The organism is uncultured Algoriphagus sp. (assembly GCF_963974835.1).
Classification (GTDB): domain Bacteria; phylum Bacteroidota; class Bacteroidia; order Cytophagales; family Cyclobacteriaceae; genus Algoriphagus.
The window spans coordinates 233294-258761 of the sequence record NZ_CAXBET010000005.1; the positions used below are offsets into that span (position 1 = coordinate 233294).

The following is a 25468-nucleotide window of genomic DNA, read 5'->3' on the forward strand; positions in this document are numbered from 1 at the left end:
ACTCCGAGTTAGTTTTTACAAATAAAAATAAACCATGTAGCATGGATTCCATAAATAAGGAAAATTCTACCCCAGAAATTAAGGAATCCATTATATCCTTCAACTGAAAATATTCATTTCTGCTAAATTTTTCAGTTGCTTTTCGTCAGTCAGATCCAATCTAAGTGGAGTCATCGACACCAAATTTTGACCCATCGCATACCTATCAGTTCCTTCGTCCGGATTTTCTAATGGCACCACCGTAAACCAATAGTGCTTTCTACCCATAGGATCCTCCGAAGGCTTTACCAAACCGTCGTATTGACGTACAGACTGCCTTGTCCATGCGATGCCTACGGGTGCAAAAGGGAAATTGACATTGACTAATTGTGGTCCTCTTTCACTGATCAGATACTCCAATACCTGTCTGATGTAAGGTCTCATTTTAGAGAAGTCATACTCCTCAGTTTGAGTGGGAGTACTCAACGCAATACCTTTAATGCCCAATAATGCGGCTTGTTTTGCCCCTGCGAGTGTCCCCGAATGCCACATCGAATTGCCTAGATTTGGTCCTAAATTTATTCCTGAAAGGACCACATCCACCTTATCCCAGTGGAAGCTTCCGAGTGACACACAATCTGCAGGAGTTCCATTAACCCGATAAGCATCGAATTCGCCTATCTGAGTTTTTTTATAAGATAGAGGTCTGGTGGCAGTCACTGCATGACCCATCGAGGACTGCTCCACATCTGGGGCCACGATACGGATATCACCAAATTCTGACGCCACTTGCGCCAACTCTAAAATCCCAGGGCTATATACCCCATCGTCATTTGTGATCAAAATTTTCATAGTCTTTCAGATTAGTCATCTTTTTGTATACAAATAACAAGCAGGACTTTTAGCCAACTACTTTATGAAAATCATATTACTCTATAATCCAACTGCAGGTGACGAAGATTTCCCTCTGGAAAAAATTGTAAACTCCCTGGAGGAGCAAGGAGGTCGTGTCTTGGCCCAAAGTACTAAGGAGGAAAAATTCGAAAAAGTATTCGATTTGATTTTCGATCTCATCGTCATTGCTGGAGGTGATGGCACTGTAGAGAAAATATTGCTGGAATTGCGCGACACAGATATCCCTATCGCAATTCTCCCCTTTGGTAACGCAAACAATATTGCTGGAAGCCTAGGTCTAAAAACTGACTATCAAAACATTGTTCAGAAATTCAACGATAAGAAATTTCACCAACTCAGTATTGGAAAATTTGTAACTCCTGAAGAAAAAGGTTGGTTCATAGAAGGTGTAGGTTGGGGTATATTCACGGCTCTCCTTTTGCAAATTGAAAGAGAAGAGAAAAAGACTGTTGACTCATCCTCAAAAGTAAAATTTGGGCTAAAAAACCTCCGGAAGCTTCCCGATGAATTACCGACCAATAATTACAAAATTGAGTTGGACGGAAAAGACTATTCAGGAGAATACCTATGGGTGGAAGTCATGAATACCAAAAGACTGGGGCCGCAATTGGAACTGGCTCCTGATGCAGATCATAGTGATGAATATTTGGATGTGATGCTGATAGAAAAGAGTCAGAAATCTGAATTAAAAGACTTCCTAAAGAGTCAGAAAAAAGCTTTCTCACCTAGCCCTTTTAAAACTATCAAGGCCAAAAAAATCAAAATCAAAACCCATCTACCATTCCATGTAGATGATGAGTTTTATCATCACAATACGCTTTACGAAGGCACACCAGAAGTAACTCTATCCTTGACTCCACACAAGTTGAAGATTCTCAAGAATTGAATGGCTAACTTCATTAACCAAGAATTATCAAACTCCATATACTTACTCATTAAGAAAATACATCCCGAAACCAACTAATTATGAAATCAAAGGAAATATTACTCAGTTCAGCTTTATTGATTCTGGGCACTTACTTCCTAATAGATGGACTGGTACTATCCACCACATTTCTTATTCCTATCGTATTTGCTTGCCTTCTCACACTAATTTGCATTCCGCTTTCCCGCAAAATGGAGAGTTTGGGGATTTCCCGAGGGCTTGCTTCATTTTTATGTGTCATTCTTAGTATTGTCACTTTCTTAGCTTTTTTCTGGATTATCTCTGCACAGATCAGTAATATCTCAGAAAGATGGCCAGAGGCAAAGAAAGCCCTTAAACCTAAATTAGAATCTGCTCAGGAATTTATCAGAGAAAAAACAGGAATCAGCACCCAAGAGCAGATGGAAATGATCTATGGAAACTCATCTGAAGAAAATAAAAGTGATTCTGCTTCAGAACAAATTGATGGGGATCCTTCCGAAATCTTGACAAAGGATGCCAAAAAGAAAATCGGACTAATCGTAATGGATTTTTTCGGTTTTCTGGGCAGCGCAATGCTGACATTTATCTACCTGTTTTTCATGCTGTTCTACAGAAGGAAAATTAAGCTTTCTATCTTGAAATTCTTCGATCCAGAAAAGCGAAAACAGGCGCAGGAAGTTATGGTACAATCCATTCAACTCGCTGTAAATTTCCTTGTTGGCAGACTTACACTAATTCTTTTCCTTGCAATTATTTACTCAGTGGGGCTGATGATAGCAGGAGTGGAAAATGCTATTCTGATCAGTGCCATCGCGGCTTTACTGTCTTTGGTGCCATATCTTGGCGTGGTGATAGGCTATGTATTAGCGATTTGCATGACCATCTTCAGCGGCGCACAGACCTGGTCTTTGATTGTAGTTTCGTTTACATACGGTCTTGCACAGTTTATCGAATCTTATATCCTCGAGCCATATGTGGTGGGAGATAAAGTAAATCTTAACCCACTGGTATCTATCGTGGTAGTGGTTCTTGGAAGTTCTATCTGGGGAGTGGCAGGCATGATCCTGAGTATACCTATTGCCGGGATTTTAAAGATAGTTTTTGATGCCACCGACGGGCTTAAACCACTTGGTTATGCCTTAGGTGAGGAAGATACCGGCAATTCGGATAAGAAAGGCTTTCTAAGTGTATGGGGAGAAAATATCTGGAATAAATTCAAGGGAAAATCAAACTCCAACAGCTAGCCAATAAGTCGGTTGGATTAACATTAGAAATCCGTCTTGGGATTATAAGTCATTGATAATAATCGAATCCACCTTTCCTGCTGCGAATGCTAATATTTTGATCCAACATTCCTTTCTGGTAATTTCCGATCAAACTTGATTCTCATGAACCCGTCAAATTTTCTCAAAGTAGCATTAGCTCAGATTTCTCCGGTATGGCTGAATAAGTCCGCAACGCTTGAGAAAGTTAAATCATCGATATCAGAGGCTGCTGCCCAAGGAGTCGAACTGATTATTTTTGGAGAAGGTCTAGTACCCGGCTATCCTTTTTGGCTGTCGATAACTAATGGCTCAGCCTGGGACGACAAAGTGCAAAAAGAGATTCACGCACATTACTTGAGGAATGCAGTTCAGATCGAAAAAGGTGATTTGCAGGAAATACAAGAACTTGCAAAAAGTCTTAAAATCGCTATTTATTTGGGAATCATCGAGCGGCCTATAGACAGAGGTGGCCATAGCATTTATTGCTCTTTGGTATATATTAACTTTGAAGGGGAGATTAAGTCTGTGCACCGCAAACTGCAACCTACTTACGAAGAAAGACTTACTTGGGCTCCTGGTGATGGAAACGGTCTTCAAGTACATCCGCTGAAGGAGTTTACTGTGGGTGGATTGAATTGCTGGGAAAACTGGATGCCGTTGGCAAGAACGGCCTTGTATGGGTTTGGTGAAAATCTTCATATAGCAGTTTGGCCTGGAGCTGTCAGAAACACAGAAAATATCACGCGCATGATAGCCCAGGAAAGCAGGTCATTTGTAATTTCTGTTTCCAGTTTGATGCGGAAATCCGACTTTCCGACGGACATGCCTCATATAGATGTGATCCTTGAAAATGCTCCTGATGTGTTAGCCGATGGCGGTTCCTGTATCGCAGGACCGGATGGTAAATGGATTTTAGAACCTGTAGCAAATTCGGAAGGCCTTTTGATCGAGACGCTGGATTTTAACCGTGTGCTGGAAGAGCGGCAGAACTTTGATCCAGTGGGACATTATTCCCGACCGGATGTGCTAAAGCTCAGCGTGAACCGGGAGAGGCAGGCGAGTGTAAAGTATTTTAACAGCTGAGCTGAATAGAAAATATCTGCGGACAAATTGAATTCCCATTATAACTTCGTCTTCTTTCTGTCTAATACCCTCATACCTCTTTTGTAATTTGAAAAAGCAATGTAGGATATATTAAACTTACGAGTTAAGACCGCTTCAGACTGTCCCGCCACTGTAGGAGTGCTCGGTCTTCCTACCAGAAAAGTAAAGAATTTAAGGCGATCGGCATCACTGCGGATAATAATATATAGATTATGATTACCCGCAAAACCTTCACGAATCTCCTTTAATTTCCATATACCTAGCTATTTCCCTAGATGTGAAAGGAATTGAATCTATTTTTGATAGATGAAATAGAGTATGACTACAAAAAGTCACACCCTGGCATGATCTAAACCATGCGAGATTCCATCTGAACATAAAAAACAAAATTAGAAACAGATGAATACCATGACTGTGGAGAGAACCATTTCGATCCGAGGGCTTTTTCGGATCAGCAGACCTATTAATCTGCTGATGGTGGGATTCGCACAGCTTATGACAGCGTACTTTTTAGTGAAAACGACAAATTCTGGCTTGCCTGTTCTACAGGATTATAAACTGTATTTGATTATTATCTCAACCCTGATCATCACTGCAGCAGGCTACATGATTAATGACTACTACGACGTTAAAATCGATTATGTCAACCGGCCTGGCGATGTTGTGGTAGGAAAAGGAATCAAAAGACGGGTAGTTATTTTCCTTCACACAGTTCTGAATTTTACAGCTATCGGTCTTGGATTTCTGGTAAGTCCAATTTTCGCAATAATCAATTTCACCGCTGCCTTTCTACTTTGGATCTACAGTAATCAGCTCAAACGAGAACCTTTTGTAGGAAATCTTACGGTCGCATTTCTTACAGGAGTATCGATTTATCTGATTGGTTTCTACTTTCAGAAATCTGAGCTACTTGTGTTGACCTATGCCATTTTCGCCTTCTTCCTTAATTTGATAAGGGAAATAATTAAAGACATCGAGGATAGACCTGGTGATAGAAAACATGGCTGTAGAACGCTCCCTATTGTACTCGGGTTTCGCAAAACCAAGGCGGTGATTTTTCTGATCGCAGGCGTATTTATTTGCGCAATCCTAATTGTGATGTTCAAGCTCGACCGTCCGGTAATTTTTATTTATTTCGGTGGTCTTGGTGTCTTTTTCATGTACTTCATGCACCGAATCTACATTGCTGATCGAAAAGACCACTTCACCCAACTTAGCACATTTGCAAAGATATTGATGCTGGTAGGCACACTAAGCATGGGGTTCTTGTAACTTCACTAATCAACATTCTTCATTCACTTTTGAAATTTAATTTCGAATGAGGAATGATAAATATTGAATGATGAAGTTTGCTTTTGCAATTGTACTTCGTAGAATCATTTTTAGCTATTCCAGCCCTTCTTCCCTATTTTCACCCAAATTTTTCAATCATGCTAGAAAGCAAATTACTTGTAATCAAGATTGGGTCGAATGTACTGACTCAGGAAAACGGACTTCCTGATCTGGAGCGCATGGAAAAGCTTGTGGCCCAAATCCATGAGTTGACATCTTTGGGAAAGAAAGTTGTTCTTGTCAGCTCAGGCGCAGTTGCTTTTGGGAGACAGGCTATTCCTCTTCCTGAAAAGTTCAACCCGGTTTTCAAAAAGCAGATTTGGGCTTCTACAGGACAAATCCGGCTGATAAATCAGTACCAAAACTTCTTTGAAAAACATGGGCAGGCAGTGGCTCAAATCTTAGTAACTAAAGAAGATTTTCGTGACAGAAAGCATTTTCTAAATATGAAAAACTGCGTTCAGGCTTTACTTTCCCAGGGTATTTTGCCCATCATTAACGAAAATGATACGGTTACTATCACCGAGCTGATGTTTACTGATAACGATGAACTGGCAAGCCTCACTGCTGCGATGATCAATGCAGATACGATGATGTTACTTACAAATGTGGATGGAATATTCACTGGAAATCCATCAGATCCAGGGTCACAGCTGATAGAAAAAGTATCCTCTAGTATGCCAGAAGTATCCAATTACATCTCCGCCTCCAAGTCATCCTTTGGACGTGGTGGCATGCTCACCAAATATGCCATGGCAAAGAAATCTGCTGATCTGGGTATTCAGGTTATTATCGCAAACGGGAAGCGGGAAAATGTATTGGGAGAATTTGCAGACAAAAGCCTGAAATGCACCTGGTTTGAACCACAAAAAGCGAAGCATGGGGCAAAGAAATGGCTGGCTCACGGAGAGCACTATTATGTGGGTGAGATCACTATTAATGATGGAGCAAAAAACTCACTCACCGCCGAGGTAATCCGAAGCCTCTTGCCAATTGGAATTATTAAATTGGAAGGAGAGTTTTCCAAAGGGGATATTTTATTAATTCGCGATGAGAAAGGCCTTAAAATAGGCTTGGGTCGCGCTGAGTATTCCTCAAAAGTCGCCAATGAACGCATTGGCCTAAAAAACCAAAAAGCATTAATACATTACGATTACCTCTATATTTTCGATCATGACTGAGTACCAGGATATATTTGAAGGAGTAAAAAAAGGAGCTAGGAAACTGACCGGCCTCAGCAATGAGAAGATTAATCAAGTCCTGCATAACCTTGCAATTTCAGCAGTGGAAAACATGTATTTCCTTCTAGAGGAAAACCAAAAGGATCTGGATCTCATGGATCAGGGCAATCCTATGTACGATAGATTGTTGCTCACTGAAGAGAGAATCCAAAATATCGCCGGGGATATCATCCAAGTAAGTGCGTTGCCAAGCCCATTGCACCATGTATTGGAAAGCAAAACCCTGGAAAATGGTCTTTCATTGGAGAAAACTACTGTACCTCTTGGGGTGATTGGGATCATATATGAAGCCAGACCAAATGTAACTTTTGATGTGTTTACGTTAGCTCTAAAATCCGGAAATGGTCTCGTGCTAAAAGGCGGTTCGGATGCTGACCATTCCAATCGTGCCATCATGAGTTTGATTCATCAGGTCCTGGAAAATAATGGGTTGCCGACTGACGCATTTCAACTTTTACCGGCAGACCGAGTTGCTACCAAAGCGCTGTTGGAAGCTGTTCGTTTCGTGGATGTAATCATTCCACGAGGATCTCAGGGCCTGATCAATTTCGTCAGGGAAAATGCAAAAGTGCCCGTGATCGAAACTGGAGCTGGAATCGTGCACACCTATGTAGATGAATCCGCAGATTTGGAAAAAGCAAAAGAGATCGCCTTTAATTCCAAAACCCGAAGACCAAGTGTATGTAATTCATTGGACTGTTTGATTATTCACGAATCTCTTCTGCCTAAGTTAAATGAGTTAATCCAACCTATGCTGGAAAGCAAGGTTCAGGTTTTTGCTGATGAAAAAGCTTTTGAAGCCTTAGCTCAAAATGAGCTGATTTCAAGAGCTAATGAGTCTCATTTCGGAACAGAATTTCTTGGGTTTAAACTTGCTATCAAAACTGTAGCAAATCTTGATGAAGCGTTAGATCATATTGCGGAGTATTCATCCAAACATTCTGAGGCGATTGTCTCAGAAAATCAGGAGATAATTGAGCGCTTTCTACTTGAAGTGGATGCAGCGGCCGTTTATGCGAATGCTTCTACCGCTTTCACCGACGGCGCCCAATTCGGTTTGGGAGCAGAGATTGGCATTAGCACCCAAAAACTTCACGCACGTGGCCCTATGGCACTGAAAGAGCTTTGCAGCTACAAGTGGATAGTAAGGGGAAATGGACAGGTTAGAAGTTAATTTGCCGTGATCAGTTAGCTGGGGATCAGCTTTCAGTAAATCAAAATTCATCGTTGAATAATCATGATCGTTTTCACGTCAAGATCATGGGTAAAATCCTACATTTTTTGCCTGAAACAATACTTTGCAAAATCGCCTATAATACAGGGGTGATAATATACTTTATGCGAAAACCACGGGAAGCGAAAGGCTTTACCTTGCCCATAATTGATTTCCCATAATTTTACTTCGATTTATTATTGATTGACTGTTAGAAGGTTACTTTTTGAAAAATACATTTGAAAAATCTTTATCAATGTAGATTTCTATTGATAGAGATAATCTGTACACTATTTCTAACCAAAAATTTTTCAATGCGATGGCACTAAAAAGAGTTTTACCCAAAATTACTGAATCAACAAAATCCGAAGATTCAAAAATCGATCCTTCCCGCCCGGTCGTAGCCAAAAGATCAACAATGACAAGTACGTTGACCAAGCCGACCAGAGTTAGTACAGTGAAAAAAGTATCTCCGGGAAAAATTGCCGAGATTCGACATTTTGACTTCACAGTCCGCAAGCCTGTGAGTGAGCTGCCTGTTACTTTTAGACCTGAGAGGCTGGAAATGAGCTCTTCCTCTCCCAAAAATATCGAGATCAGTTTGGAACCGATGGAAGAAGGCAAGCTGGTATTGCACCACACACCTGGATTTACCAGTCAGGAGTCCCCAATGGCTCAGCTTTCAGTTTTGTCGCTGCTTCACAATAAAGGAGCCGAATCTGTGGATTTGGACAAAGTGATCTTGGAATACAAAATCGGTAGCCAGACCACTAAAAAAGAGGTGTATCTTCCCTCAGACCAACTTAAAATTAATCCAAATGAAGCTTGGTACTGGCAAAACAGCAGGGATTATCACGAAAACGGTGATGTAGTTTTTCTTACAACTCCATTTCCTACCGTGGTGAAATTGAGTTTCTATTTTAAAGGATACGTAGGGCCGGTCACATTGAGCAAAAGCTTGAAAAACTACACAGCGGGATTGGCGTTTCCATTTTCTTCTGTGGACTTCAAATCGGATGAATTTGTCACCGGATACTCGATGCACGGCGGCGGCTCACAGGTTTTCGCCTACGACATGGGAGTGCAGCGATATGAAGACGACAAATGGAGTGACCTACTTCCGGGTAAGAACGGAAGTGAAAATGAACACTTCAGAATTTGGGGCAAGCCAGTTAGAGCAATGGCTGACGGAGTCGTGATCCATTTCCAAAACAACATACCCAACAACTGGAAGCCTGACGGTTCGGATGCCGGTATGAAAAAACAGAAGGATGAACTCTGGGGGAATTATGATCAGGGACATGGCGGAAACCATGTGTATGTTAGACACGGAAATGTTGTGGCCCTATATGCACATTTCCAAAAAGGCTCGATCCCGTCTAAGTTTCTTTCAATAGGGGCGGCAGTGAAGAAGGGCGATATCCTCGGCAAGGCGGGAAACTCCGGAAACTCTACAGGCCCACACCTTCACGTTCATCTAAAGACCTATAAAAGTGATGATAAACCTGAAGGTGGAATTTTCAGACCATTAGTGTTTAACACTGGATATGCAATCGGACAGGCAAACTATCCAAAACCGGGGTCAAACGTCAATTGGTCCAAGCTTACCAATCAGGGAATCCCGGGGCTGAAAAGCAAAGCCTGCTTCATCTATCCATCAGCCACCCATCCTTATTGCTCTTATCCTACCAACTGGGGTGAGGTAGCCAGACATGGTGTACCAGCAGCCAAGTACCAAACTGAATTTGATAAGATCTGGCCATGTGGGTACTATCCAGTGTGGGTGGACGGCTACGAAGTCTCAGGTAAAACATATTTCAACATGATTTTTAGACCATCCAAATCTATCTCCTGGGTAGCCCGCCACGGAATGGACGGTAATAAATATCAGGATGAGTTTGACAAATGGAAAGATGCTGGCTATAGGCTGATCAATGTAAACTCGTATGTATCCTCGGGAAAAGTACGCTATGCGGCTGTTTGGATCAAAGACAGTAGCGTATCGAGTTTTGCTTATCATGGGCAATCGCTGGAATGGCACGAATCCAATTTTGAGAAGCACCACAAAGCTGGCTATGTACCTGTTAACGTATCCTGTGTGATTCTGGCTGGAAAAACCTACGTCACTGCCTTGTGGGAAAAGAAATCCACCGGAGGATTTTACCTAAGACCTGCCATGAGTCTGTCAAGTTTCAAAACATATTTTGACCAATATACCAACAAAGAAAAATTCAAACTTGTGTATCTGGATGCATATATGGAAGGGAACCAGCCAAGACTCAGCGGCATCTGGTACAAAAATGCCCCCGATTTCAATTCATGGTATGAAAAATACAACTTGGACTCAGCAGAATATCAGAACGAATATACAAGTATGCTAGAAAATGGATATTTGACCCGCTGCGTCACCGGATATCATCAAGGATCCGTAGCCAAATACGAAGCCATCTGGTCGAAATAATTACAGCAGCAGATTTAAGATTTGCGAATAATTTAAAAGCCCTGTTTTCATTCAGTTGGAGGCAGGGCTTTGTCTGTATTGTATAGATAAAATCTATTGTTAAGCAACTTTGAGCCGCAACGAAACACACTTTCTTCAAATCAGAATCTTCTGTATTAGAAAAAAACCTTAAAGATTTTAAGCATCCACTAGATAAGCATTAATTTCGCATCGACCCACCAAAACCCGATATCATTTGAAACGTCTCGCAATCCTAGCCTCCGGATCTGGTAGTAATGCAGAAAAAATCATGGAGCATTTCCAGAATTCAGAAATTGCAGAAATCGCATTAGTCGCCTCCAATAAAACTGATGCATTTGTCTTGGATCGGGCTAAGAAATTTGATGTTCCTACTTTTACTTTTTCCCGCAAGGAAATGGACGCAGGAGTGTTATTAGAAAAACTACAGGAAGAAAAGATTGACTGGGTGATTTTGGCAGGTTTCTTACTTAAAATCCCGGTTGAATTGACAAGAGCTTTTCCTGATCGAATGGTAAATATACATCCTGCACTTTTGCCAAAATACGGAGGAAAAGGAATGTATGGAAGCTTTGTGCATGAGGCTGTAAAAGCAGCTGGAGATACCGAAACCGGTATTACCATTCATTTGGTCAATGAAAATTATGACGAAGGAAGAATAGTTTTCCAAGCTTCCACCCCACTTACTTTAGATGATACACCTGACTCTATCGCCCAGAAAGTGCATGCCTTAGAGCACAAGCACTTTCCTGAGGTGATCGAAAGATTGTTGTAAAGAGATGAAAGGAGATTTTGTCTGAATCCAAATTCATGCTGATGTAGGTTCAAAAGTTAATTTTTTAATAAAACTTAAGCTATCGGAACTGCAGGAGAAACTATCCGTTAGGTCACTTAACTCTGGTTGCCCAAGGCTCTGGAGGTATAAAAATGCGAGGTTGAGGCACCAACTTCCTATTCAAAAATACTTGTATAATGTCACCGCAAACACTTCCTATGAATTATAAATCCCTCCTTTCATTCGGCCAAATTGTTACCATCATCATGGTATCGATTATAAGCTTTTCATACTTTATTGAAGCCAAGGCACAGGGAATTACTATTCCAAGCAATGCAGAAATTAACTCAGGTATTAAGGAAGCATTGGAAAAAGCCACCGGGATAAGTGCCGAGCGTTTGGGAGCAAAAGACGGATATCTGGGGAATCTGGATGTGAAAATCCTTTTCCCTGAAGAAGCAAAAAACATTGAGAAAACCCTTCGTTCACTTGGGCTGGACAACATGGTAGATCAGGTGATCAACAGCGTCAACCGCGCTGCGGAAGATGCAGCTTTGGAAGCAAAACCAATCTTTACCGATGCAATAAAGCAAATGAGCATTGCCGATGTAAAAACCATTCTTTTAGGAGAAGATAATGCGGCTACGAGTTATTTCAATACGACCACTTCCCCTGCGCTCACAGAAAAATTTTCACCTATTTTTGATAGTAGTCTAAAGAAAACCGACGCTACTAAATACTGGGAAGATGTAATGACCAGTTATAATAAGGTCCCATTTGTGAAAAAAGTAAATACCGATCTCACAGCTTATGTGACTAAAAAAGCGATTGACGGTTTATTTATAGAAATAGCAAAAGAGGAATTAAAAATAAGGGAAAACATTTCCGCCAGATCTTCCCCATTGCTCGAAAAAGTTTTTGGTTTTGCCAAGCAAGCCGACAAATAAACATGTTCAAAACTCTGGAGCTAAATTTTGAAATAAATAGCAAAGCTTGATTAATAATACCTTCGCCCACAATAGGCATTTCTTCATCCGGTAAATCCCGGATGAAGAATTGGTATCTCGAAAACTTTTACTGAGTGAAGTAGAAGTATTATCTTACCTGCATCCACTTTTTACTCTCCCGATCCACAAAGGTAATCGGCACAAACTTATCTGTAGGAGCGCCGATGTAATAAACTGTCCAGTTTGGATCATGCTTAGTCAGCATTTCGGAAATGCAATCTGCTCGGTGGGCTGTAGGATTATTACAATCATCCCAGTAGAAAAGCTCCACCTTGTAATGAAGTGACTTCACTTCATTATTGATGATAACCTGAATGTCAATATTCTGCTTGCCTGGCAAGCTAGGAATAGGAATAGCAATGTGACTCATGGATTTAGACTTTTTAGTGTGTAATTAATGATGCATATATTGTGATCTATAGTTGGAATGCTTAGCAATAAGAAGGTTGTTAAAATTTTGTCTGTTCAACAATTATCATTCAATACTCTTATCTCAGTTTTCATCACTTTGATGGCCTTGTATTTCGTAAATTCAAAATCTTTTCACTCACTTTTCAAGCTCTTCACAGGATTCATCAAAGCTGCTTTGAACGCCTGTGAACTCACAGTTGCTAAGGCTATCAGTATCGCTACCAAACCTGAAATTGCAAATACCCACCACTCAATGTCGATTCTATAGGCAAAATCCTGAATCCACTGATTGACTACATACCAGGAAACCGGAACGGCAAGGACGATAGCAACCAATACCAGTTTTATAAAGTCCTTTGAAAGTATAGCGACCACCGTGGTCACTGATGCCCCCAGCACTTTTCTGATTCCTATTTCCTTTACGCGCTGCTCTAAAGTGAATGAGACTAACCCAAAAAGCCCCAAGCAGGAAATCAGAATGGAAAGCCCGGTCAGCATACCAACGATGGTATTTACCGTTTGGTCAGCTCTATACAATTCTGTAAAGTGATCGTCCAAAAACTGGTATTCAAATTCCCGCTCAGGGATCTGGGTATTCCAGATGGCTTCGATTTGGGCAAGAGCTTCAGGAATATTCTCACCACTTATTTTCACAGATAATTCCTCAAAACCCCAATTGCGCTGATTAAAAATGGTCAAGGTCTCTATTTTATGATGCAGGGAATTAAAGTTGAAATCCTTTACCACTCCTACTATCCTACCAGCCGAGTCCATTCCGCTGAATCCAAATTGCGAACCTATCAATGACTCGATATCCCTACCCTCTCCGTCTTTCAGAATAAGCTCTTTGGCGAGGGACTCATTGATCAGATAGGTATTTCCATTGTCTGCCTCACTGTCGTTAAAATTTCGCCCCGCTATCAATTCAATTTCATACACATCTAAAAAATTAGGGTCTACCACAACCTGCGACGTAGCCAGGTTTACTGCAGGTCCTGTTCCGTGAAATGTAATTCCTGTCTGGTGAAGATTATTGCCAAGTCTGTGGCCGGAAGCCGTCACTTCTTCCACTTGCGAACTCCCCAAAAGAGCCTGTTTGAGGGTTTCATACCTATCCGTAAAACGCTGGCCAAATGGGATAGTGATTATTTGCTCATGGGTAAATCCAAGGTCTTTTTCCTGCATGAACTTTACCTGCCGAGAAGCGAACAATGTAGAAATAATCAAGAAAATAGCACAGCTAAACTGTACGACTACCAAAACATTTCTGAAATCAGCCTTCCTTTTACCAGTGACTGGAGAGCCTTTCAATACTTTCACTGGATTAAAATTAGAAAGGTAAAGTGCAGGGTACAATCCAGAGAGAACACCTACCATGACAGCTCCTAAGAGCATTGCCACAAGGAACAAAGGGTTACTAAATAATGGGAATTCCAACTGTCGCTGGCTGAATTGGTTTAGAAAAGGTAAAGCAAAAGATACTAAAACCGCCGCCAGCACCATCGCCATCAAACTTATCATAATTGATTCTCCAATAAACTGTAAGTACAACTGGGATTTCGATGCGCCTGAAGCTTTCCTCACACCGATCTCCATGGCACGACTTATTGATTTGGCTGAGGATAAATTGACAAAATTGATCCCAGCGATAAAAAGTACGATCAAGGCGATATAGAAAAATATGCGGGTGTATGCACCGTCAAATTTTTGATAATTGATATAATCATGGGTAATGTCTGTAGAGCCAGCGTGGACTTCACTTAGAGGTTGAAGAAAAAGCTCATACCCACCTGCTCTTTCTTCTCCCATATGGGAAACCAAAAAAGCAGGGAATTTCGATTCCATTGCTTCAATATCCGCTCCTTCACTCAATTCCAAGTAAGTAGTCAGCCAATTTCCTCCCCAATTTTCCATAGCCTGAGGACCTACATAACTACTAAAGGAAGTTAACCCTTCAAATTTGAGATGGGAGTTTTCAGGAATATTTTCCAATACAGCCGTCACAGTATACGAGATCGTATCTTGCTCTGATAGTGTGAGGGTTTTACCTACAGGGGACTCTTCGCCAAAAATCTTCTCGGCACTCTTCTCCGTCAGTACTAGGCTGTAAGGCTCGGACAATGCAGTAGCTGGATTTCCTTCTTTCAGTTTAAAATCGAAAATCTGAAAGAATGACGAATCAGCCCAAAAGGTATCTGAGAGCATGGATTCCTTACCTTGGGCCTTAAACCTGAGCTCACCACCCCGTCTGATTCTTGTGAAATTCGTGATTTCAGGAAATTCCTCCAGCAAAGTCGGTCCCATAGGATACATGGACAAGGCTACTTTCTGTGGTGCCACCATACCTTCCCATTTCTGTACCTCGTCCAAACGATAGATATTCTTGGCGTGAATGCTATCAAAATTCCGCTCATAATTCACAAAAAGCATGATTAGAATACAAACCGCCATTCCTATGGACAGTCCGGCAATATTCAGAAAGGAAAAAAGCTTGTTCTTCCCGATATTTCTGAAGGCGATTTTAAGGTAGTTTTTCAGCATGATTTTAGGAATTGAAAGGTTTTTACATATGTTTTGATACTATCATCTCTACTCGGTTTTCAAACTTTCTACAGGATTCATCCTAGCTGTTTTCATTGATTGAAAGCTGACTGTAAAAAGAGCTATCAGCAATCCTACAGTACCAGACGCTACAAACATCCACCATTCTAGTCTAATCCTATATTCGAAATCTGTAATCCAGAATTCCATAAATTTCCAGGCAACAGGCAATGCAATCACAAATCCAACTAATACTGGCCTCAAGAAATCTTTGGTAAGCAGTGTGAAAATCTGTGAGACAGTTGCTCCGTTGACTTTCCTGATCCCGATCTCCTTAGTTCTCTTGATTGATTCATAAGATGAAAGCCCAAACAATCCTAGGCAAGCAATGAATATCGCCAGTCCAGTGAAGAAGTTGAAGATCAAATAAAACTGCTGGTCAGCTGCATATTGTTCATTGAAAAAGTCATCCAGAAAGAAAAAATTAAAAGGCTCTTCTGGATAAATCCTTTTCCACTCGCTTTCGGCAAAATCAATCACCGCAGCTAAATTTTGGGACGCATCTTCTGCAAAGTTTAGATCCACCGTAATATAATCGCTGTAATTGGGCTGCAGGTAGAAAATAATAGGTTCAAAACTATTTTTGAGTGACTTGTGATGATAGTCCTTGATCACTCCTACAATTTCCTTAGTCCCCCCAAATACAGCTATCTGTTGGTGTATAGCGTCTTCAGCATCATTGTATCCTAGCCTCTTTGCTGCAGTTTCATTGATTAGGACCGAGTGATCTTGCGTTCCAAAATCCGGCGCGCCTTCATTGGATTTGAGTATGGATTCACCACTGACAGGTTGATCTTCCAGCAGAAAACGTCCGGCTACCAGCTCCAATCCGAATGTGGAAGTGTAATCATAATCCACTCCCATGACGTGAAAAAACTTAGCGCTTTCCGGTTGGTCCTGTCTTCGCACAAAATTATTACCCCTGATCTCAGTGGCTGGGATATTACGTGAAAGAGTAGCATTTTTTACCAGAGTATGACCTTTCAGAGCGCTCTTATAAGCCGCCATTTTAGACTGAGATTCTGCTAAACTACTCGCAAAAGTCGCCCCTTCAATTACTAATTTCTGTTCCAGCTCAACACCAAGTTCATAATTTCGCACAAAGGAAAGTTGCCTATTGATGGTAAACACCACCATGATAAAAACGGAGGCAATGGCAAATTGAAATACAACCAAGCTTTTCTTCAACCATAATCCATCACCCGCCGAAGTTAGCCTTCCCTTCAGAACCGAAATAGGCTTAAACCCTGACAGGATGAATGCTGGATATAATCCGCTCAATAAAACTCCTAGAAGAAAAATAGATGCAATTCCCAAAATAACCTTGGTGTCCCGCATCAAGGAAATGTCCGACTGGATGCCGAACAAGGTTGAAAAAACAGGCATACTCACATAATAGATAAAAAATGCCAGAACGAAACCCAAAATATTAAACAGAAATGCCTCCATCATATGTTGGAATACGAGTTGGATGCGCGAAGCACCAACAGTTTTTCGAAGTCCCGTTTCTTTGGCACGTTCCATAGACCGTACGGTGGAAAGATTCACAAAATTCACCCAAGCTAAAACAAGAATACAGATGGCAATTACGGAAAGGCTATAAACCGTTTGCTCATTACCATTGATCTCCAATTCATTTTTAAGATGGGAATGCAAATGAATATCAGTGACCGGCAGGAAATCCATCTTGTAAGCAAAGCCCTGTTCTTTTCTTTCGCTAGTATTAAAATCTACAATTGACTGAAAAGAGGAAGCTAATTGCCGCGGATCTGAATGCGGTTCGAGAAGGACGTAAGTATAAAAGTTCTCCCAAAACCAGGCGTTTTCCGATTCATTGCGATAATCCGTTTGCCCATCATTCCAGTCATACATAGTGGGGTACGAAACAAGAAAATCAAATTGTAAATGTGAATTAACGGGAGGGTCTGCTACTACTCCTGTAATTTGCAAATCGGTAGTACCAAAGTAAGTTTTGGACTGGAGATTTTTTCCCACTGGATTTAACGACTTCCAATTTTCCCCAAAGTATTTTTTAGCCACCGACTCTGTAATGACGGTAGTATTAGGAGATACTAAAGCATCATCTTTATTTCCCAAAATCATTGGAAAAGTAAAGATCTTGAAGAGAGAGTTATCTGTATAAAAAACCTTTTTCTCTTCAAAAACTAACTGTTCACTTCCTCTTTCCACAGAGAAGACTCCAGGCTGCTGCATAAGTCTCACAAAAGCTTCTACAGATTCAGGAAAGCTCTCCTGTAAGGTTCTTCCTACCACAGGAAACGTGGTAGCCAAACTATTCTCCAGCTCACCGTTTTTATATTGTTTCAGATCAACTCTATAAATCCTACGGGCATTTTCGTTAAAATTATCGTAGCTCTTTTCAAAAATGACATATTGAAAAATCACCAAACATGCCGCCATACCTATCGCCAATCCAAAAATAGTTATGAATGAAAAAACCTTGTTTTTCAGCAAACCTCTCCAGGCGATTTTTAGATAGTTTTTCAGCATTGTTTGAATGATTGCAAGATTTTAAAATTTAACTATTGGAAAATTAGATGCTCTAGAGTGGTAAAGTTTCATGATGTCACCCTGAGTGAGGTCAAAGTCTTGATTCTTCGCTCCTAGCCTTGATACTTTGTACTTTCTACTTGATATTTTGTACTTTCTAATCTGTACATCACTCACTCTTCAAGCTCTTCACAGGATTCAGCATAGCTGCTTTTATAGCTTGGAAACTGATCGTCACCAAAGCCACAATAACAGATAAAAGTCCAGAGATCAAGAATACCCACCAATGAACTGGTACCTGGTAAGCGAAGCCTTCCAACCACTTATTCATTCCAAACCAAGCTACAGGAGTAGCAACTACAATCGCGATCAAAACCAGTTTGATAAAGTCTTTGGATAGTAATCCTACTATACTTCCGATGTTTGCGCCTAATACCTTTCTGATTCCGATTTCTTTGGTTCTTTGCTCCGCGGTGTAAGTCGCCAAGCCTAGCAAGCCCAAACAGGCAATCAGTATCGCCAAAACAGAAAACGTAGTGAAAATCTGTCTAAACCTGAAATCTGACTCATATTGCTTGTTGAAATCAGCATCGAGAAAGCTGTAAAGAAATGGTCTATGCGGAGCTATTCTGTTCCAAACCTGCTCTATCTGAGCGATTGTACTTGGAAGATCTTCACCCGTTACTTTTAAGGTCATATACCTGCTTGCGTAGGCTTCAAATGGCAAAGTCAAAGGCTCAATAGTCCGATGCAGGGAGATGTAGTTAAAGTCTTTTACGACTCCAATTACTTCACCAGCTCTTCCCCATTGCTCAAATTTCTTTCCGACTGCATCTGCAGGATATGCATATCCATATTGTCTGGCAGCAGCTTCATTTATGACAATAGCTGAGGAAGAATCCGAAGGATAATCTCTGGAATAGGATCTCCCCGCTATCAATTCCAGATCATAATGGTTGATAAAATCGATCCCCACCTGGAAAATAGCCTGGCCTTCGTAAATCATTTCTCCTTCAGGGCCTTCTATGCCCGTTCCAGCATTTGGGAAATAGCTCCCCGGGACGCTTCGGGAAAAAGCCGTTGATGTGACTGAAGGGATATTCTCCATTTCTGTTTTCAGTGCAGAAGAAGCGGTATTTACATCCTCATCGTAATTATAATCCAACACCAGCATTTGCTCCTTGTCAAATCCCATTTCCTTGTCAAGCAGGTGACTCATCTGCGAATACACGATTATTGTCCCTGCGATTAAGGCAATAGAAAGGCTGAACTGGAATACCACCAAGCCCTTGCGAAGATTAACTCCTCGGGCATCTGATTTATTGATTCCTTTCAATATCATCACTGGACGGAAGCTGGATAGCACCAATGCAGGATATGAGCCAGCCAAAAGACCAACTAGCACAACAATGCCAAAAAATAAAAGCATAGTCTGCCAATTAATGATATGGCTGACTTCCAAAACTTTGCCTGTCAAGTTATTCATCAAAGGAATGGATATCGTGACGAAAATAATCGCCACAATTCCGGAAAGAAAAACGATGATCAATGATTCCCCGAGAAACTGAAAAACCAAACTGCTTTTATCCGCACCGATGGATTTACGTATTCCCACTTCCTTCGCCCGCTCCAAGGATCTGGCAGTGGATAAGTTCATAAAGTTTATAATTGCTATCCCAAGAATAAAAAGTCCTATTATGGAAAACACATAGATATTGGAAAGTGAACCTGTTTCCCCTGGCTGACGGTCTGCAGTTGTCCGGAGATAAACATCTTTGAGCGCTTCTACATGAATTGTATATGGATCCTCTTTATAAGGATAGTTCTTTTCCAAAAACTCAGGAATCTTTTGCTCAAAAGCCAACTGGTCAAATCCTTCATTAACTAAGAAATAGGTGTAAAAATCTACATACCCCCATTGGTCAAAAACCTGAGGACGCGATAACTTAAAAGTGCTTAATGAAAGAAGCGCATTGAATTTGAAGTGGGAATTTTCAGGGACATCTTCCATAATTCCCGTGACAGTGTAATCTCCGGCATTTGCCCTTCCGGCCGATTCACTTCCCTTCAGCGTTTTTCCCAATGCATCTTCCTCTCCAAAATATCTTTTGGCGGTGCTTTCTGTAAGTACTATGCTAAAGGGTGCGACTAATGCCGTCTTCGGATCACCTTGGAGCATCTTCCAGGAAAACACATCAAACACAGTGGAATCCATAAAAAACACGCCGTCTTCCTGCTGGGTAGTTTCTCCATAGGTAAGTAATAAATCTGATCGACCAGAGAACTGCACAATCTTCTCAATCTCTTGAAATTCCTCTTTCATAGCCGGACCAACAGGTGCGTTGTGCCAAACCCAAAAAGGCTCAGCCTCTGCTCCTTCTTCCACCCCTTCAGGTGAACCGGAACCATGTGTCAGTCGATATATTTGATCACCTTTCTCATGGTAATTATCATAAGAAAGCTCATCCTGCACAAACATAAAAATGAGCACACAGCAGGCCATTCCTATTCCGAGCCCTACGATATTGATAAAGGAATAAACTTTCTTTTTGAGAAGATTCCTATAGGCGATTTTGAAGTAGTTTTTAAGCATTGGAATTTGAAGATTTTAATTACTTGTCCGCCGTGGCGGGTTGAAAGATTAGGTGTTCAGAAGTTGGAAAGTGTTAAGGTTGAAAGGTTTAAATGTCTATCAGCCCAAGCGTACAGCTTAGCTTTCGGGATCGAAATCTTGAATTTCGATACTTACATCTCAGTACCTTTTTCATCATTCACCTTTTAAGTTATGGACCGGATTAGTTTGAGCTGATTTGATCGCGTGATAGCTCACGGTAAGTATGGCTATCCCAATTGAAATGAAGCCTGAGACTAGAAATGTTTGCCAGCCTATATCGATTTTGTAATCGTAATCTTTCAGCCAGTTTTCCATCAAGTAGTATGCGATTGGAATTGCCAGCACAAAGGATATCAGGATTAAGAATATAAGGTTTTGGGTTTGAATTCTGAAGATCCCAGCAATAGAGGCTCCCAATACTTTGCGGATGCTCATTTCCTTATTACGCTGCTCCACCATATAAGCAGAAAGGGCAAACAATCCCAAACATGCAACCAATATTGCAAGCACTGCGAAGCTGCTAAAAATGACCTTTATCCGAAATACGTTGTCATACATCTGGGCAAATGAATCATCCATGAAAGCATAGCGAAATGCAAGATTTGGAGCAAATTCATTCCATTTACTCTCTAGTGCTTCTAACAAGACAGGCATGTCTGCGGTATTCACTTTGATGGAGGTAATGGTATTGCTTTTTTCAAAAAACATAGCCAAAGGCTCTACTCTTTGCTTCATGTTATCATACCTAAAATCTTTGACTACACCGATTATTTCATTGAGTTGACCTGATCTGGAAATCTTCTTTCCTATGGGATCAATAAGTCCCAAATCCGCCACCATTTGCTCATTCACGATGGTAGCACTCCTGTCTGAGGCAATGGTTGGGTCAAAGTTTCTACCTGCTATTAACTCAATACCTAGCGTCTCAAAATAATCTTCATCTATCTGCCATACTTGACCCGAGATACTTTCATCTATCTTGTCTCTTCCTTCATTGGTAAATTGATTTCCGTTTCTCTTGGTGTTTTCTATAGGCAAATAATCACTTATACTGGCAGATTCCACCTCAGGCAGCCGGGCAAGCTCCTCTTTAAAGGTCACATCTTTATCTCCCAGCATATTTGTTCCATAGATTTGAATTACCTGATCCTTATCAAACCCTACTTTGGAATTAAGGATAAATGACATTTGCTCATTGATTATGAGCGTCCCAATAATCAGTATTATAGAAATTGTAAACTGAAAAACGACCAATCCACTGCGAAAACCTCCTGATTTGCCACCTAGGCGAAGTTTCCCTTTGAGGACATTGATCGGAGAAAATCCTGATAAATACAGAGCAGGATAAAAGCCTGCCAAGCATCCGACCAGTAAGACTGAAAAAAGTAAAACCGGAACAAAAAACTGGTTTTCCCAAGGCATTGCTAATTCAATACCAGTCATTTCCTGAAACACAGGCAATAAAACCTGCGCCAGTACAACGCCAAGTATGAAAGCGAAAAGAGTTAGTAATAGGGATTCAGTTAAGAATTGTAGGATTAAGTTCTTTCTGCCAGAACCTACCACCTTTCTCAGGCCTACCTCCTTTGCCCGGTTTGCAGATTTGGCAGTGGATAAATTCACAAAATTAATTGTGGCAAGCAGAAGAATAAACAAGGCCACCGTTCCAAAAATCCAGACTATTTTGATATCATTTCTAAAACCAGACTCATGACCGATATCGGCAGAATAGAGTTGGATATCAGTCATTGGCTGAAAATAGATTGATGCTTTATTTTCAAGACCCTCTGCCATTGTATAGCCTCCTGCAAGTAAAGCGGGCTTTAAATATTTAAGGATAATGGTATTTCCAAATGTCTTATTAAAAGCGGCTACATCGGTATCAGGCTGCAAACTGACGTAGGTAAAATAATTTGATTGAATCCAGCGATCCTGCTCGCCTTTTCCAAATTCCACTCCTTTTAGCGTCAGAAAATAGTTAAAATCTAAATGGGAATTGGTTGGAAAATCGCGCATTACAGCTGTGATTTTTCTTGGGTCATCTCTATTACCATTCAGGTAAATAACATGCCCAATTGGATTTTCATTTCTGAAATATTTTTGGGAAACGGACTGTGAAATCACGATGGTTTTTGGTTCTGCCAATGCAGTTTTTGCATCACCGAACACCATCGGTATAGAGAAAATATCAAGTATAGCCTGATCTGCATAGGCAAACCCATCTTCATGATGCTGCATCAACTCATCGTCAATCTGGATTTCATTGGTGCCCGCACCATAAAAAAGGTCATTAGCCATGATCCTTCCAGCTTGTTCGATTTCATCAAAATCAGCTTCACCAGTTCTAGCCAAATTGGCTGAAAAATGAACTCCTTTCTCAGCTCCTTCACCAAAATCAACTTGGGAAACTACCCGATAAATATTAGCTGAGTTAGGCACAAATTTATCATAGCTCGTTTCGTGAATGATGTAAACTGAAATCAGGATGCATGCAGCTATTCCAATACTCAATCCTGTTAGATTGATAAATGCAAAACCTTTTGCTTTCAAAAGATTTCTCCAGGCGATTTTTAGATAGTTTTTGAGCATGAAAGTTGAAAGGTTTGAAAGTTGTAAAGTCTTGACTCGTAATTCTTGGTTGTGCTATCTTGATACTATGTACTCAATACATTGAAATAAGCCTCACTCACTCTTTAAGGTCCTGGCAGGATTAGTCAATGCCGCTTTGATCGATTGGAAACCTACCGTAAAAAGCGCGATAAGCATCGTTGCTGTACCAGTAGCCACAAAGACCCACCACTCGACTCCCACGCTATAATCATAATTCTGAAGCCATTGATTCATAACATACCAAGCCACTGGAACTGAAAATAGAAATGCAATACCAACCAGCTTTAGGAAGTCCTTGGACAGCAACATCGAAATACTTCCCACACTAGCTCCCAATACTTTTCGCACACCGATTTCTTTAATTCTATTTGCCGCCATGTAAGTAGAAAGCCCAAATAGTCCTAAACAAGAAATAATAATGGTCAGGATTGTGAATAAGATTGAGAGACTTGCCGTACGCCTTGTATCATTGAATTTCCGTGCATATTGCTCGTCTACAAAGCTGTATTCAAAAGGAAAATTAGGATTGAAATCTTCGAATACTTCTTGGATAACAGCGATATTATTCGCCACTGACTGACCCGAGTTTAGACGCATATGAAGTACTTTATACCAAGATGATGGACCGAATACCATCAAAGGATTCACTGGATCATAGGGAGACTCAAAAATAAAGTCCTTGATGATCCCAACTACAGTAAAATTCTCCTCTCCATCAGTCACCACTTGCCTCAGCGGATTTTCCAGACGCATTTTTCTCACTGCCGTCTCATTTAACAAAATAGCTGTTGAATCACTTGGAAACTGATTAATATCGATATCTCTGCCCTCAACCAGTTCAGTTCCCATTACTTTCATAAAATCCGCATCCGTACTGAATCTGATGAAATCAAGTTTCTCATCTTCAGGAGTACTGCCTTCCCAAGAATAACCCCAACCATCACTGTAGCGCTGGGTAATCGGGCTCATGGACTTCGTCATTGCTTCCACAGCACCGGTGTTTAGTAGCGATTGCTTGATAGCACTGTAATGCTTGTCAATATCGCCCTGCATGATTACATAGATGAGATTCTCTTTATTATAGCCCAGCTCCCTATTCTGTGCATGGCTAATCTGCCGCTGTATAATAATGGTGGAAACAATAAGTACAATGGCAAAACTGAACTGCAGCACTACCAGTACTTTTCGAGGATTTACCGCAGAGGCAGCAGATTTGAAAGTACCTTTCAATACTTTAACCGGACTGAATGAAGAAAGGAAGAACGCCGGATAACTTCCTGCCAAAAGACCTGTGAGTAGGATAAAACCAATCAGCTGGAGCCAAAAAACAACACTGCCATATGAAATGGAAAGCTGTTTATCCACCAATTTATTGAAAGACGGCAGCGTCAGCTCAACAACCAGAATTGCTAAAACACCAGCAATAAATGCAATCAATGTACTTTCTCCAATAAACTGCGCAATAAGGGAGGATTTTCTTGCTCCTACTACCTTTCTCAATCCTACTTCCTTGGCTCTTTTTTCGCTTCGGGCTGTACTCAGATTCATGAAGTTGATGCAGGCAATTACAAGAATAAATACAGCTATAAAAGCGAATAATCGCACTGTCACAACTCTGCCTCCTACTAGCTTGCCATTCTCACTTTTTCCATAAAGATGAACTTGGGAAAGCGGATAAATAAACACCTCAGTAGAAGACTCCCCGTTCGTGTGATCCTTGGTGATATTGACTATTTTGTCATTGAATGATTCAGCAGAAGAGTTTTCTGTAAGCAACACGAATGTCTCCACCGAGTTATTTCCCCACCATTCATCATCCCAGCCAAGCTTTTTCATATACTCCCAAGAGAGAAAGTAGTCTGACTGAAAGCGCGTATTATTAGGTATGTTTTCCAATACAGCCGTAACAGTAAAAATATCAGTACTATCAATCTTAACAGACTGACCGATTGCATCTTCATCTCCAAAAAGCTTCCTGGCAAAATCTTCGGTGACCACTATATTATAAGGATCTTCAAGTGCCGTAGTGCTATTTCCTTGTAGAACTGGTAAATCAAAAACATCGAAAAATTCTTGATCCACGAAGACACCTGACTCATTCGATTTTTTATCTCCTACAGTAAATAGGAAGCCCGTAGTATTGAGACGCACTGCCTGCTCCACCTCAGGATAATCCTTCTCAAGAGTTGGTCCCAGAATTTTAGGAGAGGAACCCCAAACCCAGCGCTCACCACTGAATGTATCCCGATTGAATGTTTTGTATATACGATCGGACTTAGGATGATCCCGATCCATGCTAACCTCATTTTGTACCCATAGCAAGATCAAAATAGCTGCAGCCATCCCGATTCCCAGTCCGCCAATATTCAGTAAAGCAAATCCTTTACTTCTAAGGAGATTCCTCCAGGCGATTTTAAAGTAGTTTTTGATCATGAAAGTTGAAAGGTTTGAATGTGGTAAAGTTGGATTGGATGCATTGCTGAGGTTTCTTCTGAATTCTTAGT

The 25468-nt window shown here is 40.9% G+C and carries 16 protein-coding genes; 9 read left to right on the top strand and 7 right to left on the bottom strand.

Translation table 11 applies throughout. The features are described 5' to 3' along the window. Positions 1–99 precede the first annotated feature (99 nt). Positions 100–831, bottom strand: a complete 732-nt coding sequence (gene surE / locus AACZ73_RS12370; protein ID WP_339878217.1) for a 5'/3'-nucleotidase SurE — start codon at positions 829–831, stop codon at positions 100–102. A 64-nt stretch (positions 832–895) separates the two neighbouring features. Here surE and AACZ73_RS12375 point away from each other — a divergent pair, with 64 nt between their 5' ends. From AACZ73_RS12375 to AACZ73_RS12415, 9 genes are all read left to right on the top strand, one after another. Beyond that, entirely contained in the window at positions 896–1780 is an 885-nt protein-coding gene (locus AACZ73_RS12375) for a diacylglycerol kinase family protein (RefSeq protein WP_339878219.1), read from the top strand. Between the two features lie 80 nt (positions 1781–1860). Continuing rightward, complete coding sequence (locus AACZ73_RS12380; RefSeq protein WP_339878220.1) at positions 1861–3045, top strand: AI-2E family transporter; 1185 nt, start codon at positions 1861–1863, stop codon at positions 3043–3045. A gap of 144 nt (positions 3046–3189) precedes the next feature. Beyond that, a complete protein-coding gene (locus tag AACZ73_RS12385) occupies positions 3190–4149 on the top strand; it encodes a carbon-nitrogen hydrolase family protein (RefSeq protein ID WP_339878222.1) in 960 nt (319 codons plus the stop codon). Positions 4150–4569: 420 nt separating this feature from the next. Then, the gene (locus AACZ73_RS12390; protein WP_339878224.1) at positions 4570–5442 is read left to right on the top strand and encodes a geranylgeranylglycerol-phosphate geranylgeranyltransferase; all 873 of its coding nucleotides are present in this window, start codon (positions 4570–4572) and stop codon (positions 5440–5442) included. Between the two features lie 158 nt (positions 5443–5600). After that, a complete protein-coding gene (gene proB, locus AACZ73_RS12395) occupies positions 5601–6683 on the top strand; it encodes a glutamate 5-kinase (protein WP_339878225.1) in 1083 nt (360 codons plus the stop codon). After that, on the top strand, positions 6676–7917 hold the full coding sequence (locus AACZ73_RS12400) for a glutamate-5-semialdehyde dehydrogenase (RefSeq protein WP_339878226.1): 1242 nt from the start codon (positions 6676–6678) through the stop codon (positions 7915–7917). The genes proB and AACZ73_RS12400 overlap by 8 nt, the downstream gene beginning before the upstream one ends. 358 nt (positions 7918–8275) lie before the next feature. After that, positions 8276–10417, top strand: coding sequence for a peptidoglycan DD-metalloendopeptidase family protein (locus tag AACZ73_RS12405; RefSeq protein WP_339878228.1), 2142 nt, complete (start codon positions 8276–8278; stop codon positions 10415–10417). 235 nt (positions 10418–10652) lie between these two features. Beyond that, entirely contained in the window at positions 10653–11210 is a 558-nt protein-coding gene (purN, locus tag AACZ73_RS12410) for a phosphoribosylglycinamide formyltransferase (protein ID WP_339878230.1), read from the top strand. 197 nt (positions 11211–11407) lie between these two features. Next, the gene (locus AACZ73_RS12415; RefSeq protein WP_339878232.1) at positions 11408–12157 is read left to right on the top strand and encodes a DUF4197 domain-containing protein; all 750 of its coding nucleotides are present in this window, start codon (positions 11408–11410) and stop codon (positions 12155–12157) included. A 148-nt stretch (positions 12158–12305) separates the two neighbouring features. Here the strand turns inward: AACZ73_RS12415 and AACZ73_RS12420 are convergent, their stop codons facing one another. The 6 genes from AACZ73_RS12420 to AACZ73_RS12445 all read right to left on the bottom strand — a co-directional run bounded on the left by AACZ73_RS12420 (position 12306) and on the right by AACZ73_RS12445 (position 25397). Then, positions 12306–12587 carry a hypothetical protein gene (locus tag AACZ73_RS12420; protein WP_339878233.1) on the bottom strand — a complete coding sequence of 94 codons (282 nt, stop codon included), beginning with the start codon at positions 12585–12587 and terminating at the stop codon, positions 12306–12308. A 173-nt stretch (positions 12588–12760) separates the two neighbouring features. Continuing rightward, entirely contained in the window at positions 12761–15169 is a 2409-nt protein-coding gene (locus tag AACZ73_RS12425) for an ABC transporter permease (RefSeq protein WP_339878235.1), read from the bottom strand. Positions 15170–15217: 48 nt separating this feature from the next. Continuing rightward, positions 15218–17740, bottom strand: coding sequence for an ABC transporter permease (locus AACZ73_RS12430; RefSeq protein WP_339878237.1), 2523 nt, complete (start codon positions 17738–17740; stop codon positions 15218–15220). A 169-nt stretch (positions 17741–17909) separates the two neighbouring features. Continuing rightward, entirely contained in the window at positions 17910–20333 is a 2424-nt protein-coding gene (locus AACZ73_RS12435) for an ABC transporter permease (protein ID WP_339878239.1), read from the bottom strand. Positions 20334–20507: 174 nt separating this feature from the next. Further along, on the bottom strand, positions 20508–22943 hold the full coding sequence (locus AACZ73_RS12440) for an ABC transporter permease (protein WP_339878241.1): 2436 nt from the start codon (positions 22941–22943) through the stop codon (positions 20508–20510). A gap of 93 nt (positions 22944–23036) precedes the next feature. Next, positions 23037–25397: an ABC transporter permease gene (locus AACZ73_RS12445; RefSeq protein WP_339878242.1), complete on the bottom strand. Its 2361-nt coding sequence runs from the start codon at positions 25395–25397 to the stop codon at positions 23037–23039. Positions 25398–25468: the final 71 nt, after the last annotated feature.

What these genes read in the sequence shown, in the direction of transcription:
- surE (WP_339878217.1), bottom strand. Translation starts at nt 831, where the DNA reads ATGAAAATTTTGATCACAAATGACGATGGGGTATATAGCCCTGGGATT.
- AACZ73_RS12375 (WP_339878219.1), top strand. Translation starts at nt 896, where the DNA reads ATGAAAATCATATTACTCTATAATCCAACTGCAGGTGACGAAGATTTC.
- AACZ73_RS12380 (WP_339878220.1), top strand. Translation starts at nt 1,861, where the DNA reads ATGAAATCAAAGGAAATATTACTCAGTTCAGCTTTATTGATTCTGGGC.
- AACZ73_RS12385 (WP_339878222.1), top strand. Translation starts at nt 3,190, where the DNA reads ATGAACCCGTCAAATTTTCTCAAAGTAGCATTAGCTCAGATTTCTCCG.
- AACZ73_RS12390 (WP_339878224.1), top strand. Translation starts at nt 4,570, where the DNA reads ATGAATACCATGACTGTGGAGAGAACCATTTCGATCCGAGGGCTTTTT.
- proB (WP_339878225.1), top strand. Translation starts at nt 5,601, where the DNA reads ATGCTAGAAAGCAAATTACTTGTAATCAAGATTGGGTCGAATGTACTG.
- AACZ73_RS12400 (WP_339878226.1), top strand. Translation starts at nt 6,676, where the DNA reads ATGACTGAGTACCAGGATATATTTGAAGGAGTAAAAAAAGGAGCTAGG.
- AACZ73_RS12405 (WP_339878228.1), top strand. Translation starts at nt 8,276, where the DNA reads ATGGCACTAAAAAGAGTTTTACCCAAAATTACTGAATCAACAAAATCC.
- AACZ73_RS12415 (WP_339878232.1), top strand. Translation starts at nt 11,408, where the DNA reads ATGTCACCGCAAACACTTCCTATGAATTATAAATCCCTCCTTTCATTC.
- AACZ73_RS12420 (WP_339878233.1), bottom strand. Translation starts at nt 12,587, where the DNA reads ATGAGTCACATTGCTATTCCTATTCCTAGCTTGCCAGGCAAGCAGAAT.
- AACZ73_RS12425 (WP_339878235.1), bottom strand. Translation starts at nt 15,169, where the DNA reads ATGCTGAAAAACTACCTTAAAATCGCCTTCAGAAATATCGGGAAGAAC.
- AACZ73_RS12430 (WP_339878237.1), bottom strand. Translation starts at nt 17,740, where the DNA reads ATGCTGAAAAACTATCTAAAAATCGCCTGGAGAGGTTTGCTGAAAAAC.
- AACZ73_RS12435 (WP_339878239.1), bottom strand. Translation starts at nt 20,333, where the DNA reads ATGCTTAAAAACTACTTCAAAATCGCCTATAGGAATCTTCTCAAAAAG.
- AACZ73_RS12440 (WP_339878241.1), bottom strand. Translation starts at nt 22,943, where the DNA reads ATGCTCAAAAACTATCTAAAAATCGCCTGGAGAAATCTTTTGAAAGCA.
- AACZ73_RS12445 (WP_339878242.1), bottom strand. Translation starts at nt 25,397, where the DNA reads ATGATCAAAAACTACTTTAAAATCGCCTGGAGGAATCTCCTTAGAAGT.